At 71.4% G+C, this 14688-nt stretch carries 14 protein-coding genes; 6 read left to right on the top strand and 8 right to left on the bottom strand.

The window, feature by feature from the left end:
* Positions 1–67 precede the first annotated feature (67 nt).
* The 3 genes from RBR11_RS01810 to RBR11_RS01800 are packed head-to-tail and all read right to left on the bottom strand — an operon-like array spanning position 68 to position 2798.
* Positions 68–1066 (bottom strand): Fpg/Nei family DNA glycosylase, encoded by a 999-nt coding sequence (locus RBR11_RS01810; RefSeq protein ID WP_308487576.1) that lies wholly within the window; start codon positions 1064–1066, stop codon positions 68–70.
* Positions 1066–1551 (bottom strand): ribose-5-phosphate isomerase, encoded by a 486-nt coding sequence (locus tag RBR11_RS01805; protein ID WP_308487575.1) that lies wholly within the window; start codon positions 1549–1551, stop codon positions 1066–1068. Before RBR11_RS01805 ends, RBR11_RS01810 begins: the two co-directional genes overlap by 1 nt.
* Positions 1552–1604: 53 nt before the next feature.
* On the bottom strand, positions 1605–2798 hold the full coding sequence (locus RBR11_RS01800; protein WP_373889754.1) for a ferrochelatase: 1194 nt from the start codon (positions 2796–2798) through the stop codon (positions 1605–1607).
* Positions 2799–2981: 183 nt separating this feature from the next.
* On the opposite strand from RBR11_RS01800, the gene pepN reads away from it, so the two are divergent.
* From pepN to RBR11_RS01775, 5 genes are all read left to right on the top strand, one after another.
* Complete coding sequence (gene pepN / locus RBR11_RS01795) at positions 2982–5582, top strand: aminopeptidase N (RefSeq protein WP_308487574.1); 2601 nt, start codon at positions 2982–2984, stop codon at positions 5580–5582.
* Between the two features lie 127 nt (positions 5583–5709).
* Positions 5710–6882: a mechanosensitive ion channel family protein gene (locus tag RBR11_RS01790; RefSeq protein ID WP_373889753.1), complete on the top strand. Its 1173-nt coding sequence runs from the start codon at positions 5710–5712 to the stop codon at positions 6880–6882.
* Complete coding sequence (locus RBR11_RS01785) at positions 6879–7316, top strand: globin (RefSeq protein ID WP_308487573.1); 438 nt, start codon at positions 6879–6881, stop codon at positions 7314–7316. The genes RBR11_RS01790 and RBR11_RS01785 overlap by 4 nt, the downstream gene beginning before the upstream one ends.
* A gap of 30 nt (positions 7317–7346) precedes the next feature.
* Positions 7347–9014 carry an FAD-binding dehydrogenase gene (locus tag RBR11_RS01780; protein ID WP_308487572.1) on the top strand — a complete coding sequence of 556 codons (1668 nt, stop codon included), beginning with the start codon at positions 7347–7349 and terminating at the stop codon, positions 9012–9014.
* Between the two features lie 54 nt (positions 9015–9068).
* Positions 9069–9575 (top strand): OsmC family protein, encoded by a 507-nt coding sequence (locus RBR11_RS01775; protein WP_308487571.1) that lies wholly within the window; start codon positions 9069–9071, stop codon positions 9573–9575.
* A 27-nt stretch (positions 9576–9602) separates the two neighbouring features.
* Here RBR11_RS01775 and RBR11_RS01770 read toward each other — a convergent pair whose 3' ends face one another.
* Positions 9603–10268 carry a DUF8185 domain-containing protein gene (locus RBR11_RS01770; protein WP_308487570.1) on the bottom strand — a complete coding sequence of 222 codons (666 nt, stop codon included), beginning with the start codon at positions 10266–10268 and terminating at the stop codon, positions 9603–9605.
* A 63-nt stretch (positions 10269–10331) separates the two neighbouring features.
* Here RBR11_RS01770 and RBR11_RS01765 point away from each other — a divergent pair, with 63 nt between their 5' ends.
* Entirely contained in the window at positions 10332–11216 is an 885-nt protein-coding gene (locus RBR11_RS01765) for an acyl-CoA thioesterase (RefSeq protein ID WP_308487569.1), read from the top strand.
* A gap of 49 nt (positions 11217–11265) precedes the next feature.
* On the opposite strand, the gene RBR11_RS01760 is transcribed toward RBR11_RS01765, so the two are convergent.
* From RBR11_RS01760 to RBR11_RS01745, 4 genes are all read right to left on the bottom strand, one after another.
* Positions 11266–11793: an acyl-CoA thioesterase gene (locus RBR11_RS01760; RefSeq protein ID WP_373889751.1), complete on the bottom strand. Its 528-nt coding sequence runs from the start codon at positions 11791–11793 to the stop codon at positions 11266–11268.
* Entirely contained in the window at positions 11786–13465 is a 1680-nt protein-coding gene (gene ettA, locus RBR11_RS01755) for an energy-dependent translational throttle protein EttA (protein WP_308487568.1), read from the bottom strand. The genes RBR11_RS01760 and ettA overlap by 8 nt, the downstream gene beginning before the upstream one ends.
* 99 nt (positions 13466–13564) lie before the next feature.
* On the bottom strand, positions 13565–14074 hold the full coding sequence (locus RBR11_RS01750) for a DUF6993 domain-containing protein (RefSeq protein ID WP_308487567.1): 510 nt from the start codon (positions 14072–14074) through the stop codon (positions 13565–13567).
* Positions 14075–14120: 46 nt separating this feature from the next.
* Positions 14121–14621 carry a single-stranded DNA-binding protein gene (locus tag RBR11_RS01745; RefSeq protein ID WP_308487566.1) on the bottom strand — a complete coding sequence of 167 codons (501 nt, stop codon included), beginning with the start codon at positions 14619–14621 and terminating at the stop codon, positions 14121–14123.
* Between the last annotated feature and the right edge of the window lie 67 nt (positions 14622–14688).

Genomic DNA, 14688 nt, shown 5'->3' with positions numbered 1-14688 from the left:
CGGTGACCACGCAGCGCATTCGTCTCGGTCGCCGCGCGCCCTCGCTCGGCGACCGAGGGACCGGGCCTCAGGCCTGGCAGCTCGGGCACCAGTAGAGCTTGCGGGCGCCGAGCTCCTCGAGCAGGATCGCGGTGCCGCACACCCGGCACGGCAGACCCGTGCGGTGATACACCCAGTGCCGGTCGTCGCGGTGCGCCATCGCGGCGCGGTACTCGTCGTGCGTGAGGTCGTCCATGGTCATCATCTGACCGGTCTCGACGCCGACGGCGAGCAGCCGCACCCAGTCGCGCCAGAGCTCTCGTACGACCTCCTCGGGCACGTCCTTGCCCGGCGTGTGCGGGTTGACCTTCGCCCGGAACAGCATCTCGGCCCGGTACACGTTGCCGATCCCGCTGACGACGGCCTGATCCATGAGCAGCAGGGCGATCGGGGTCGCCTTCCTGCGCACCGCGGTGACGAAGCGCCGCTCGCCCTCCGCGGGGTCGCCGACGAGCGGATCCGGCCCGAGCTTGGCCACCGTCGCGAGCATCTCGTCAGGGGTCTGCAGCACGCATGCGGTCGGGCCGCGCAGGTCGGCGCACGTGGCGTCGGTCATCAGGCGCAGCCGCACCTGCCCGACCACCGGCGGCGGCCACTCGGAGCCCTCGTCGGCGAGGCCCTTCGTCGCCTCGGACATGCGCACGTGCACACGGGTCTTCCGCGGCGCACCGATCGAGGACAGCGAGTTCTCCCCCGCCGTGTCCAGGATCGGGGCGTCCAGGTCGGTGCCGCGCTGGTTCGTCTGGCCCATCCGCCCGTTCGCCGACGCGATCGTCGGGTCGACGAGGATCTCGCCGGAGAAGTCCCAGGCGCCGTAGAGGCCGAGGTGCACGCGCAGCCACAGATCCCCCTCGGTCTCGAGGAACATCTGCTTGCCGACCGCCTGCACGCTCTCCACGGCGCGGCCATCGAGCAGGGCGGCGCCCTCGGCGAAGCGCCCCTGCGGGCTCGACGCGGCGACCGGCTTGCCGACGAAGTTGCGCGCGAACTGCCGTGCGATCCGGTGGACGGAATGGCCCTCGGGCATCAGGCGCGCGGGTCCGGGAGCAGGGAACCGGAGAGCTCGAAGTCCGCGATCTGGCCGATCCGGCGCACGTGCCGCACCTCGTTCGAGAACGGCGTCGCGATGAACCGGTCGATGAAGCCGGCGACCTCGTCGAAGGTGTGCTGGCGGGCGCCGATCGCGATGACGTTCGCGTCGTTGTGCTCGCGGGCGAGCTCGGCGGTCGCGATGCTCCACACCAGGGCGGCACGGATGCCCTCGACCTTGTTCGCCGCGATCTGCTCGCCGTTGCCGGAGCCCCCGAACACGACGCCGAGCGCCTCGACGCCGGCGCGCTGGTCGGCGATGGTCGCCTGCGCGGCGCGGATGCAGAAGGCCGGGTAGTCGTCCAGGGCGTCGTACTCGACAGGCCCGTGGTCGACGACCTCGTGCCCCGCCTCGGCGAGGTGGTGCTGCAGCTGCGTGGAGAACTCGAGACCGGCGTGATCGGTGGCGATGTGGATGCGCATGGCTCAATCCTACGGAGCGCCGTAGGCCCCCGCGGCCGGGTGACGGCGCCGGATCAGGGCGCGATGCCGGCGGCGGCCGGGCGGAAGCCGAGCCGCGCGTTCTCGCAGTCGCCCGGACGCGCCACGTCGTACCAGGGGCCGAGCGGGGTCACGTGCGGACGTTCGGCGGACGGGGTGCCGTGCAGGCGCTCCTCGACGAGGTCGACGAGGCCGGCGACGAACGCCGGGTGCGTGCCGGGGGTGGGCGTGCGGATCATCCGCAGGCCGGCCTCCTCGGCCGTCTCCTTCGCCTCGGTGTCGAGATCCCAGAGCACCTCCATGTGGTCGCTCACGAAGCCGAGCGGCACGATCACGACGGCTTTGATCCCGCGGCCGGGAAGGGAGGTGATGACGTCGTTGACGTCGGGCTCGAGCCACGGCTGTGAGGGCGGGCCCGAGCGGGACTGGTACACCAGCTCCCACGGCACCGTCCCGCCGCCCTCGACGGCGTCGCCGAGCCCGGCCATCACGTATTCCGCGACGGCGAGGTGCTGGGCGGCGTAGGCGCCGCCCTCGCCCCAGTCGCGGTCGCGCGGGCCGGACTTCTGCGCATCGCCGGTGGGGATCGAGTGCGTGGAGAAGAGCACGGCGATCTCGGCCGGGGCGATCCCCTCGGCCGTGAGCTCGCGCACGGCGGCCTGCACGCCTTCCTCGAACGGGGCGACGAAGCCGGGGTGATCGAAGAACAGGCGGACCTTGTCGGCGGTCACCGCGTCCTGCAGCCCCGCCTCCTCGATCGCGTTCACGATGTCCTCGCGGTACTGGCGGTCGCTCGAGTACGAGCTGTAGGCGCTCGTCGCCAGCACGAGCAGCGTGCGGTGCCCGTCGGCGGCCGCCTGCGCGAACGCCTCGTGCAGATACGGGCCCCAGTTGCGGTTGCCCCAGTACACGGGCAGAGCCAGGCCGCGCCGGTCGACCTCGGACTGCAGGGCCGTCTGCAGCTCGCGGTTCTGCGCATTGATCGGGCTCACGCCGCCGAAGTGACGGTAGTGGTGCGCGACCTCCTCCAGGCGCTCGTCGGGGATCCCCCGGCCGCGGGTGACGTTGCGCAGGAACGGGATGACGTCGTCCTGCCCCTCGGGGCCGCCGAAGCTCGCGAGCACGATCGCGTCATAGGCCACGGGGACCTCGACGTGCTCAGGACCGGAGGCGGCGGGGGCGGAGGCGTACAGGACGACGGGAACGGCAGGCGCTTCGTGGGCAGTCACTCCCCCATCCTGACGCCTTCCGCCTTTGCCTGCGCCCAGATGACGCCCCGGCCCGGTCGGTTTCGCATGCTGACCTGCTCAAAACAGCGCCAAGGGCGCTCTGGCGTAGGCTGGGACGGTTGCCGCCGGCGCCAGCAGCGCGGATCATTGCGGCCGAAACCCTCACCCCTGGGAGACCGAGCAGTGCCTGGAGAGAACCTCACCCGCAGCGAAGCGCAGGAGCGCCGCGCCGTCGTCGACACGCAGTCGTACGAGATCGCGCTCGACCTGACCAAGGGTGCGGAGGTGTTCGGATCCCGCAGCGTCGTGCGCTTCACGGCGAGCGAGGGAGCCTCGACCTTCATCGACCTGATCGCGCACGAGGTGCGCGAGATCACGCTCAACGGCGAGTCGATCGACCCGACCGCGGCGTTCGCGGAGTCGCGGATCGCCCTGGACGACCTCGCCGCGGAGAACGTGCTCGTCGTCGACGCCGACTGCCTCTACACGAACACCGGCGAGGGCCTGCACCGGTTCGTCGACCCGGTGGACGGCGAGGTCTACCTCTATTCGCAGTTCGAGGTCCCGGACTCGCGGCGCGTGTTCGCGGTGTTCGAGCAGCCCGACCTGAAGGCGACGTTCCAGTTCACGATCACCGCGCCCGCCGCGTGGAAGGTCGTCTCGAACTCCCCCACCCCCGAGCCGATCGTGCATGACGCGTCGAACGGATCCGGCGCCGACAAGCCCGCCGTCGCGACCTGGGGCTTCGAGGCCACGCCGCGGATCTCCTCCTACATCACGGCGATCATCGCCGGCCCCTACGAGGAGACGTTCTCCGAGCTGACCAGCGCCTCGGGCCGGGTCATCCCGCTCGGCGTCTACGGGCGCAAGAGCCTGTGGGAGTACCTGGACGCCGACTACATCTTCGACAAGACCCGCGAGGGCTTCGCCTACTACGAGGAGAAGTTCGGCGTCCCCTACCCGTTCGCGAAGTACGACCAGCTGTTCGTGCCGGAGTTCAACGCCGGGGCGATGGAGAACGCGGGCGCGGTGACCTTCACCGAGACCTACGTCTTCCGCAGCAAGGTCACCGACGCCGTCAAGGAGCGCCGCGTCGTCACGATCCTGCACGAACTCGCGCACATGTGGTTCGGCGACCTCGTCACGATGAAGTGGTGGAACGACCTCTGGCTGAACGAGTCGTTCGCCGAGTGGGCGTCGACCATCGCGACCGCCGAGGCCACCGAGTGGACCGAGGCGTGGACCACGTTCAACGCGATGGAGAAGACCTGGGCGTACCGCCAGGACCAGCTCCCCTCCACCCATCCCGTCGTCGCGGAGATCAACGACCTCGACGACGTGCAGGTGAACTTCGACGGCATCACCTATGCGAAGGGCGGATCCGTCCTGAAGCAGCTGGCCGCCTGGGTCGGCATCGAGGCGTTCTTCGCGGGCGTCTCCGAGTACTTCAAGAAGCACTCGTGGCAGAACACCGAGCTGGGCGACCTGCTCGTCGAGCTGGAGAAGACCAGCGGACGCGACCTCACCACGTGGTCGAAGAAGTGGCTGGAGACCGCGGGCGTGAACACTCTCGCCCCGGTCATCGCCGAGGCCGCCGACGGCACGATCTCGCGCTTCGCCGTCACCCAGACGGCGCCTGCGGACTACCCGACGATCCGGCCGCACCGCCTCGGCATCGGGTTCTACAACCTCGACGCCTCGGGTGCTCTCGTGCGCACGCACCAGGTCGAGGTCGACATCGACGGCGACCGCACCGAGGTCCCGCAGCTGCAGGGCCTGGCCCGACCCGACCTCGTGCTGCTGAACGACGAGGACCTCGCCTACGCGAAGATCCGCCTCGACGAGCGCTCGCTCGCGACCGCGGTCGCGCACCTCGCGGACATCAGCGACCCGCTGGCCCGCTCGCTCGTCTGGGGCGCCGCCTGGGACCAGACCCGCGACGCCGAGAGCGCCGCGAGCGACTACATCGACCTCGTGCTGGGCAACATCGGCCGTGAGACCGAGTCGACCACGGTGCGCACCACGCTCGGCCAGCTGCAGACCGCCGCCGCGCTCTACGTCACCCCCGAGCACCGTGACGCCGCGCGCACCCGGGTCGCCGACGGACTGTGGGCGCTCGCGCAGGGCGCGGAGGCAGGATCCGACAGCCAGCTGCAGTTCGTCACCGCGTTCGCGAACTCGGTCACGACGCCCGAGCACGCCGACATCGTGCGCCGCCTGCGCGACGGAGCGCTGACGCTCGACGGACTGACGATCGACACGGACCTGTCCTGGCAGCTGCTGGTCGGGCTCGCGGCCGTGCGCGCCGTCGACAGCGCCGCGATCGACGCCGCGCTCGAGGAGGACAACACCGCCAAGGGCGCCGAGTTCGCCGCGCAGGCCCGTGCCGCGCTGCCGACCGCCGAGGCCAAGCAGGCCGCCTGGTCGGCGCTCGTGGACCACGACGACCTGTCCAACACGATCGTCCGTTCGGCGACGCTCGGCTTCACCCATCCGGCGGGCGCCGCGCTGCTCGAGCCCTTCGTGCCGGTGTACTTCGACAGCCTGCTGAGCATCTGGGAGGGACGCACCTTCCAGGTCGCGAACTACCTGATCGTGGGCCTGTACCCGAAGCCGCTCGCGAACCGCGCTTTGCGCGACGCGACCCGCTCCTGGCTGTCGGCTCACCAGGATGCGGCCCCCGCGCTGCGTCGCCTGGTCTTCGAGAACCTCGCCGACGTCGAGCGCGCGCTCGCGGCGCAGGCCCTCGACGCGGAGTACCACGAGGTGCCGGCGCAGGCCTGACCTGCAGGACGCCCCCGCCGAAGGGCCGGTCGGATCGGATCCGTCCGGCCCTTCGTCGTCCCCGGGATCGGCGCAGCGCGGGCGGGCTCAGCGCCCGTGAAGGGGCGCCGAACTAGGATCGTCGGTGATGAACAGCATGCCCGTCGCGACCCCGGAGAAGGTGCTCACCCTCTGGGAGGAGACCCTCAAGAACCTCGTGGCCTTCGGCTGGAACATGCTCTGGTCCGCCGTCGCCATCGTCGCCTGCGCGCTGCTCGCGTACGTCCTGCGCTTCGTGATCCGCCGCGTGGTGCGGCGCATCGTCGCGGGCGCCAAGTCCAAGGCGAACGTCGACGACACCCAGGCGCTGGAGCGCTCGCCGCTCGCCGACATGCGTCTCGTGCAGCGCACCAGGACGCTCGGATCCATCCTGCAGAACATCGTCAACGTGATCCTCGTGGTCGTCGCGATCGTCCTCGTGATCCAGATCAACATCCCGAACCTGCTCGGCTCGCTGACCCTGCTCACCGCCGCGGTGGGCGCGGGCCTCGGCTTCGGCGCGCAGAACATCGTCAAGGACGTGCTGAACGGCATGTTCATCGTCGCCGAGGACCAGGTCGGCATCGGCGACGTCGTCGATCTGGGGCTCGCCACCGGTGTGGTCGAGTACGTCAGCGTGCGGATCACCCAGGTGCGCGACGTGAACGGCACGCTCTGGTACGTGCGCAACGGCGAGGTCACCCGGATCGGCAACATGTCGCAGGGCTGGGCGCGCGCGATCGTCGACCTCGGCGTTCCCGCCGACGCCGACCTGCCCGCCGTCGAGGAGGCGCTGCTCACGACCGCACAGGGGCTGGCCAAGGATCCGAAGTGGCGCACCCGGATCGTGGAGAAGCCCGAGCTCTGGGGGCTGGAGTCGATCGACGGCGACACCCTCGTGGTCCGACTCGTGATCAAGACCCGCGCGAACGCGATGGACGACGTGTCCCAGGAGCTCCGTGCCCGGCTGCGCATGACGATGCTCGACCTGGAGCTCGCCGTCCCGAGCATGACCTCGGCCGAGCTCGTCGGCCACGACGGCGCCCGACGTGTGCGCGGGGCGAATCCGCCGCGCACCCGGCCCACGCCGGTGACCGGCGTGCCCGCCGTGGCCGACCGCGGGTTCTGGAAGCGGAGGAAGACCGAGGAGCCGGCGCCGCCGGTCACCCCGCCGCCGCGCACCAAGCCCGCGCCCACGAATCCCCCCGCGCCGAAGAAGCGCCCGCACGCACCCGGAGACGGCGCCCCGCGCGACGGCGCACCCGGAGAGGAGCACCGATGAGCACCGCCGACGATGCGCCCGTCTCGTTCTACGACCAGGTGGGCGGCCACGAGATGTTCCAGCGCCTGGTCGACGCGTTCTACCGCGAGGTGGCGAAGGACCCCGTGCTCGCGGCGATGTACCCGGAGGAGGATCTCGGCCCGGCCGCGGACCGGCTGCGGATGTTCCTCGAGCAGTACTGGGGCGGGCCGACGACGTACGGCGAGCAGCGCGGGCACCCGCGGCTGCGGATGCGGCACGTGCCGTTCCACGTCGACCCCGACGCCCGCGACCGCTGGCTGCGGTGCATGCGCATCGCCGTGGACGAGGCTCGACTCTCCCCGATCCACGAGGCCACGCTCTGGGATTACCTGGAGCGCGCGGCGCACGCCATGGTCAACACGTTCGAGCCCCGCGGGATCGGCCCGGACGCCGGCGGCAGACCGATCCTGTAACGCACCCGCGACGAGAGCGACGGAGAGTTCATGGCGACGACGAAGACGCATGCGACCGATGTCCTGGTGATCGGCTGGGGCCTGTCCGGCCTCGTCGCCGCGGCGGAGGCGATCGCAGCCGGCAAGCGGGTCGTCATCGTGGATCAGGAGCCGCGCACGAACCTGGGCGGCCAGGCGTGGTGGTCGTTCGGCGGGCTGTTCCTCGTCGACTCTCCGGAGCAGCGTCTGATGGGCGTCCGCGACTCCTACGACCTCGCCCGGCAGGACTGGTTCGGCAGCGCCGGCTTCGACCGCGCGGAGGACGCCTGGCCGCGCCGGTGGGCGGAGGCGTACCTGCAGTTCGCCGCAGGCGAGAAGCGATCCTGGCTGCGCGAGCGCGGCGTCGGCTTCTTCCCCGTGGTCGGCTGGGCCGAACGCGGCGGCTACGGCGCCATCGGACCGGGCAACTCCGTGCCTCGGTTCCACGTCACCTGGGGCACCGGCCCCGGCATCGTGGCACCGTTCCAGGCCGCGGTCGAAGACGCCGAGAAGACCGGCCGGCTGACCGTGCTCCCCCGTCACCGCGTCACCGCGCTCGCCCTGCAGGACGGCGCCGTGACCGGCGCGCACGGCGAGGTCCTCGCCTCCTCGGCAGCCGGGCGCGGCGAGCCGAGCGGGCGCGACGCGATCGGATCCTTCGACATCACCGCCGGCGCGACGATCGTCACCTCGGGCGGGATCGGCGGCAATCACGACCTCGTCCGCGCCGCCTGGCCCGACCGGCTCGGCGCACCGCCGAGCGAGATGCTCACCGGCGTCCCGGCGTACGTCGACGGGTCGATGCAGGCCGTCGCCGCGGCCGCGGGCGCGCGCCTCATCAACGGCGACCGCATGTGGCACTACGTGGAGGGCATCCGGAACTGGGATCCGGTCTGGCCCGGCCACGGGATCCGGATCCTTCCCGGACCGTCCTCGCTCTGGCTGGACGCGACAGGACGGCGCCTGCCGGTGCCCCTCTACCCGGGCTTCGACACTCTCGGCACACTCGCGCACCTGCGCACGACCGGGCAGGACCACTCCTGGTTCGTGACGACCCGGCAGATCGTGGAGAAGGAGTTCGCCCTCTCCGGCAGCGAGCAGAACCCCGATCTGACCGGCAAGGACGTGCCGCTGCTCGTGCGCTCCCGTCTCGCCAAGGGGCCGACCGACCCGGTCCAGGCGTTCCTCGACCGCGGCGAGGACTTCCTCGTGGAGAAGGACCTGAACCGGCTGATCGCCCGCATGTGCGAGCTTCCCGGCGGCGAGGCACTGGACCCGGACCGGGTGCGCGACGAGGTCGTGGCCCGGGACCGCGAGATCGAGAACGACTTCACCAAGGACTCTCAGATCGCGATGCTGCGCTCGGCGCGCGCCTACCGGGGCGACCGGCTGATCCGCACCGCCGCCCCGCACCGGCTGCAGGATCCGTCTGCCGGGCCGATGATCGCCGTGCGGCTGCGGGTGATCACCCGCAAGTCGCTGGGCGGCGTGGAGACCGATCTCGACGGCCGGGCGCTCTCGGCGGACGGTTCGGCGGTGCCGGGGCTCTACGCGGCCGGCGAGGCGAGCGGCTTCGGCGGCGGCGGCGTGCACGGCTACCGCGCGCTCGAGGGCACGTTCCTCGGCGGCTGCCTGTTCTCCGGACGGCAGGCCGGGCGGGCGGCGGCCGCAGCGCTCTGAACCGCCCTGTCGTCCTCTGGACCCGCCCGGCTCCGGCGTGCCATGATCTCGGCCATGAACGCCGAGGAGCTGCGGGCGCGCCAGGCGCCGCTCAAGGAGCGATACAGGCAGGATCCGGTCAGTGCACGGGTCGTCTCCGATGCCCGCGGCGACTACCGCGATCCGGGGATCACCGCGACGATCGAGGGCTGGGCCGGCCCGGTGCGTGCCGGGCAGCACCCGGCGACCGGCGGCGACGGCGGCGACGCCTGCTCGGCCGATCTGCTGATGCAGGCGTTGCTCGGCTGCGTCGGCGTGACGTTCCGTGCGGTGACGACGGCGATGGGCGTCGCGGTGGACGACGTCGAGCTCGCCGCGGTGTGCACCTGGGATGCCCGGGGCACGCTGGGCGTCGACCGGGACGCACCGGTCGGCGTCGGGGACATCGCCGTGACGATCACGGTGGACAGCGATGCGGACGACGGCCGACTGGCACGGATCGCGGCCTCGACCGAGCGCTACTGCGTCGTCGGTCAGAGTCTGGCGTCGCCGCCCTCGATCACCGTGGTCCGGCGCGGCTGACGCAGCCGGCAGCGCACGGCGCGAGCGCTAGTTCGCGCCGCCGGTGGGGCGGACCGCGGTCAGCCCGACCGCCGCGGGCCCGCGGCTGAGCACGTGACCGCGGGCGAACGCGAGGCGCGTCCAGCGACCCGACACCGTGACGGGGACCTGCTCGGCCCCGGAGATGAAGCCGAAGGCGTGCGCGGCGAACGCGACGCCCCGGGGCAGCCCGCCGAGGTCCTCGTCCGGTTCCCCCCAGATCGCGGCGCGGAGCGCGCGCACCGCCTCTTCCCCCGCCCCCGAGGGCGAGCCGTGCGCGACAGCGGAGATGCCCCACTGCGCGCGCTGCGCGATGACGTCCGCCCCGAGCGACCCGGCCGGCGTCCAGCCCCCGCGCGGCGGCGCCACCCCCGCCCACGCGGGGCTGCGGCCGGTGTCCGGCAGCGCGAGCGCGACCGGGTCGTCGGTGGCGGTCAGCTCGTCGATCACGATGTCGCAGCGCAGCTCCGGGTCGGCCCGCAGGATCCGCATCGCGAGGATCGTCGGGGTGTTGTCGAACAGCCCCTGCGGCGCAAGGGCGGCCGCGGTCATCGCCAGGATCCCGCCGTCCGCCTGCAGCCGCACCCCCTCGTCGGAGGCGCGCGCGGCGCGCGAGACGAAGGTCAGCGCATCGCGCGCGGTGTCGGGGTCGGCGAGGATCAGCGGCGTGGGCACGCCCCTAAACTAGCAACCGGCGACCGCCGGTCTCGGCGAGGTTGCAGCACCGGAGAGGATCCCATGAGCTCGGATGACGACGCCCGCCGATCGGTCGAGATGCTGCTCGGGATCCTGGATCTCGACGCCTCGGACGCCCGGACGACGGAGGACATCTTCACCGGCTCCTCGCATCCGATGCCCACCGGGCGGATCTACGGCGGCCAGGTGCTCGGCCAGGCCCTCGTCGCCGCCGAGCGGACGCTCCCCGAAGGGCGCGTCGCGCACTCGATGCACGGCTACTTCCTGCGCCCGGGCGACGCGGCGCAGGGCCTGACCTTCGCGGTGGACCGGATCCACGACGGACGCTCGTTCTCCACCCGGCGCTGCCAGGCGTTCCAGAACGGCGTGCCGATCTTCTCGATGATCGCCTCGTTCCAGGACGAGAACCCCGGTATCGAGCACGCCTACCCGATGCCCGAGGGCGTGCCGGATCCGGAGATGCTGGCCACCGACGAGGAGCTCTCCGACGGGATCCATCCGCTCTCGAAGCGCATGCTCACGGAACGCCCCGTCGACATGCGGCACGTCGAGGGGCCGATCTACCGCGAGGCCGGGGCCGAGCGCGTCCCCCAGCAGGCGGTGTGGATGCGCATGCGCGCCGCCATCCCGGACGACCCGGCGCTGCACCGCGCCGCCCTCGCCTACCTCAGCGACATGACGATCCAGGAGTCGATCCTGCGGGCGCACGGGCTCAGCTGGGGCCTGCCCGGCCTCAAGGTCGCGAGCCTCGACCACGCCATGTGGTGGCACCGTCCGGGACGCGTGGACGACTGGCTGCTGTACGTGCAGGAGTCGACCAACGCGCGCGGCGGGCGCGGACTCGCGAGCGGCAGGATCTACGACCGCGACGGGGCCCTGATCGCGAGCGTCGCCCAGGAGATCACGATCCGGGTGCCGGAGGCCTGATCCGCCCGGTCCGTTCCCTGGGTCCACGCGCTCACGGACCGGAGCGGGGTCAGCGACGCGCGTAGACGATCGACGCGCCCGCGAACGGCGTCCAGGCCTCCCGCATCTCCGGAGTCAGACGCGTGGGGCGGCCGGACTCCGCGTCCACGAGGACCATCACCGCGGTCGAGCGGGCGTACAGCACCCGCTCCTCGAAGGACGGGTCGTTGAACACCTCGTAGCAGATCTCGAGGCTCGAGCCTCCGAGCTTGCCGAACCACATCTGCACCTCGAGCGGGTGCCGCTGGTAGGGCACCGGTGCGAGGTACTCGATCTCCTGCCGGGCGATGAGCGTGAGCACGCCCTGCTCGATCCCGGGTTCGAGCACGGCCGTGCTCGGCGCATGCTCCCCCTCGCCGGGACGCCAGAACGCCCGCACCCGCGCCTCCTCGAGCAGCTTCAGCATCGAGGTGTTGTTGACGTGGTTGTATGCGTCCAGGTCGCCCCAGCGCAGGTGGATCGGGATGTGCAGGCGCTCCCCGCCCCCGGATCCCTCGTTCGCGGAGGGCTCCGGGAGCACGTCGGGGCTCTCAGTCACGAGTGAGCCGGCGGTGCGTGGAGCGGTGCGGGTTCGCGGCGTCCGGGCCGAGGCGCTCGATCTTGTTCGCCTCGTAGGCCTCGAAGTTGCCCTCGAACCAGTACCACTGGTCGGGGTTCTCGTCAGTGCCCTCGTAGGCGAGGATGTGCGTCGCGATGCGGTCGAGGAACCACCGGTCGTGGGTGATCACCACGGCGCAGCCGGGGAACTCCAGCAGCGCGTTCTCGAGCGAGCTGAGGGTCTCGACGTCGAGGTCGTTGGTCGGCTCGTCGAGGAGCAGCAGGTTGCCGCCCTCCTTGAGGGTCAGCGCCAGGTTCAGACGGTTGCGCTCGCCGCCGGAAAGCACGCCGGCCTTCTTCTGCTGGTCCGGGCCCTTGAAGCCGAACTTGGAGACGTAGGCGCGGGAGGGGATCTCGGTCTTGCCGACGAGCATGATGTCCAGGCCGTCGGAGACGACCTCCCACAGCGTCTTGTCGGGGTCGATGTTCGCGCGGGACTGGTCGACGTAGCTGATCTTGACGGTCTCGCCGACCTTGAGGTCGCCGCCGTCGAGCGGCTCGAGGCCCACGATGGTCTTGAACAGCGTGGTCTTGCCGACGCCGTTCGGGCCGATCACGCCGACGATGCCGTTCGGCGGCAGGCTGAAGCTGAGGCCGTCGATGAGCGAACGGTCGTCGAAGCCCTTCTGCAGGTTCTTCGCCTCGATGACGACGTTGCCGAGGCGCGGGCCCGCGGGGATCTGGATCTCCTCGAAGTCGAGCTTCCTCGTGCGCTCCGCCTCCGCCGCCATCTCCTCGTAGCGGGCCAGACGCGCCTTCGACTTGGTCTGGCGGCCCTTGGCGCTCGAGCGCACCCACTCCAGCTCGTCCTTCAGGCGCTTCGCGAGCTTCGCGTCCTTCTTGCCCTGGATGTCCAGGCGCTCGGCCTTCTTCTCCAGATAGGTCGAGTAGTTGCCCTCGTAGCCGATCAGGCGGCCACGGTCGACCTCGGCGATCCACTCGGCCATGTTGTCGAGGAAGTACCGGTCGTGGGTGATCGCGATCACCGCGCCCTTGTACGCCTGCAGGTGCTTCTCGAGCCACAGCACGCTCTCGGCGTCGAGGTGGTTGGTCGGCTCGTCGAGGAGCAGCAGGTCGGGCTTCTGCAGCAGCAGCTTCGCGAGGGCGACGCGGCGCTTCTCGCCCCCGGACAGGTTGGTGACGGGGGCGTCGGCCGGCGGGGTGCGCAGTGCGTCCATGGCCTGGTCGAGCTGGGAGTCGAGGTCCCATCCGTCGGCCGCGTCGATCTCCTCCTGCAGCACGCCCATCTCGGCGAGCAGGGTGTCGAAGTCGGCGTCGGGGTCGGCCATCAGGCCGGAGATCTCGTGGAAGCGGTCGAGCTTGGCCTTGATGGCGACGCCCTCCTGGATGTTCTCCAGGACCGTCTTCGTCTCGTCGAGCTCGGGCTCCTGCATGAGGATGCCGACGCTGAATCCAGGGGTGAGTTTGGCCTCGCCGTTGGACGGCGTGTCCAGGCCCGCCATGATCTTCAGGATCGTCGACTTTCCTGCACCGTTCGGGCCGACCATGCCGATCTTCGCGCCGGGCAGGAACGCCATGGTGACGTCGTCGAGGATCAGCTTGTCGCCGACGGCCTTGCGGGCGCGGACCATGGAGTAGATGTATTCGGCCACGAGGGCGCTCCTTCTGTCGTGGTGACGACGATTGCGAACGGCTGCGGGTCGCACTCCGGGCTCTGGGCGCAGGAGGGACACTCCAGCCTACCTGCGCGGTCAGCCGCCGACGGGCGGCGTCCTGCCGACCAGGCACCGGCCGTTCGCGAGCTGCGGCAGGACAGCGGTGACGGGGGCGCCGGTCGAAGGCCCGACCTGGCCGACGAAGCACTGGGTCGCTCCCCAGCGCACCGAGAACTGGAAGCTCTCCGCAGGATTGTGCACCGTCGTCGTGTCGGCCGTCATCTGCATGTCCGCCTTGGCGAAGCCGGCGGACGCCAGCGCCTCGATGTAGGCCGGGGCCGATGCCCGGGCGTCCGACGCCCAGACGCGCGCGACGACCGCGGAGAAGAGCGGCAGGTTTTCCGCCGCGGACCCGTCCGGATGCAGCGTCGGGCCGGCTGTGCCTGCGGTCGGCGCGACGGTCGGCGTCGCTCCCGCCGAGGTGTCCGGCGGCGCGGGCGCCGTCGACGTGCAGCCGCTGAGCATGAGCATCGACGCTGCCGCGACGATCACCGGCACGCGCATCGACACACGACCGCGTCCCCCCGACGTTCTGACCCCCCGCACGCTCCGAGTCTAGAAGGTGCCCGTGACGGCCCGCCGGAGCGCCGGCTCAGTACGGCGTCGCCTGCTCGCCGGATGCGGCCCAGGCGTCGTCCGCTCCAGCGTCCGCGAGACCCGCCCCGACGGGCACCGAGGCCGCGCCGTCGGCGCCGGACGGATCCGCCCCCGTCTGCGGCTCGGGAACGCGCGCCGGGGAGACGCGCTGGAAGGTGCTCCTCCCCCAGCGCAGGTCGGCGCCGATGCTCTCGGCCTCGATCTCGACCGACATTCCGCGCTTGCCCTCCTTCGATTCCCACTCGCGCAGCTTCAGCCGGCCGGTGACGATCACGCTGTCGCCCTTGGACACCGAGGCCATCGCGTTCTCGGCGAGTCGCCGGTAGGCATGCACGGTGAACCAGTTCGTGTCGACGTCGACCCATTCGCCGGTCTTCGGATCCGGGCGGCGGTTGTTGCTCGCCAGCCGGAAGGTCAGGGTCTCGATGCCGGTCGCCGTGCGTCCGGGCTCGGGCGACGACGCCACGTTGCCCAGGACGGTGATGATGTCGGCCATGGCTGCTCTCCTCTGCGTTCGGCGGAACCGCGATCGGCTCCGCTCCTGCAGCCAGCGTCGGGCACGG

Source organism: Microbacterium capsulatum, assembly GCF_030865425.1.
Taxonomy (GTDB): domain Bacteria; phylum Actinomycetota; class Actinomycetes; order Actinomycetales; family Microbacteriaceae; genus Microbacterium; species Microbacterium capsulatum.
The sequence above is the reverse complement of the archived record's forward strand: the minus strand, read 5'-3'. Positions and strand labels throughout refer to the sequence as shown.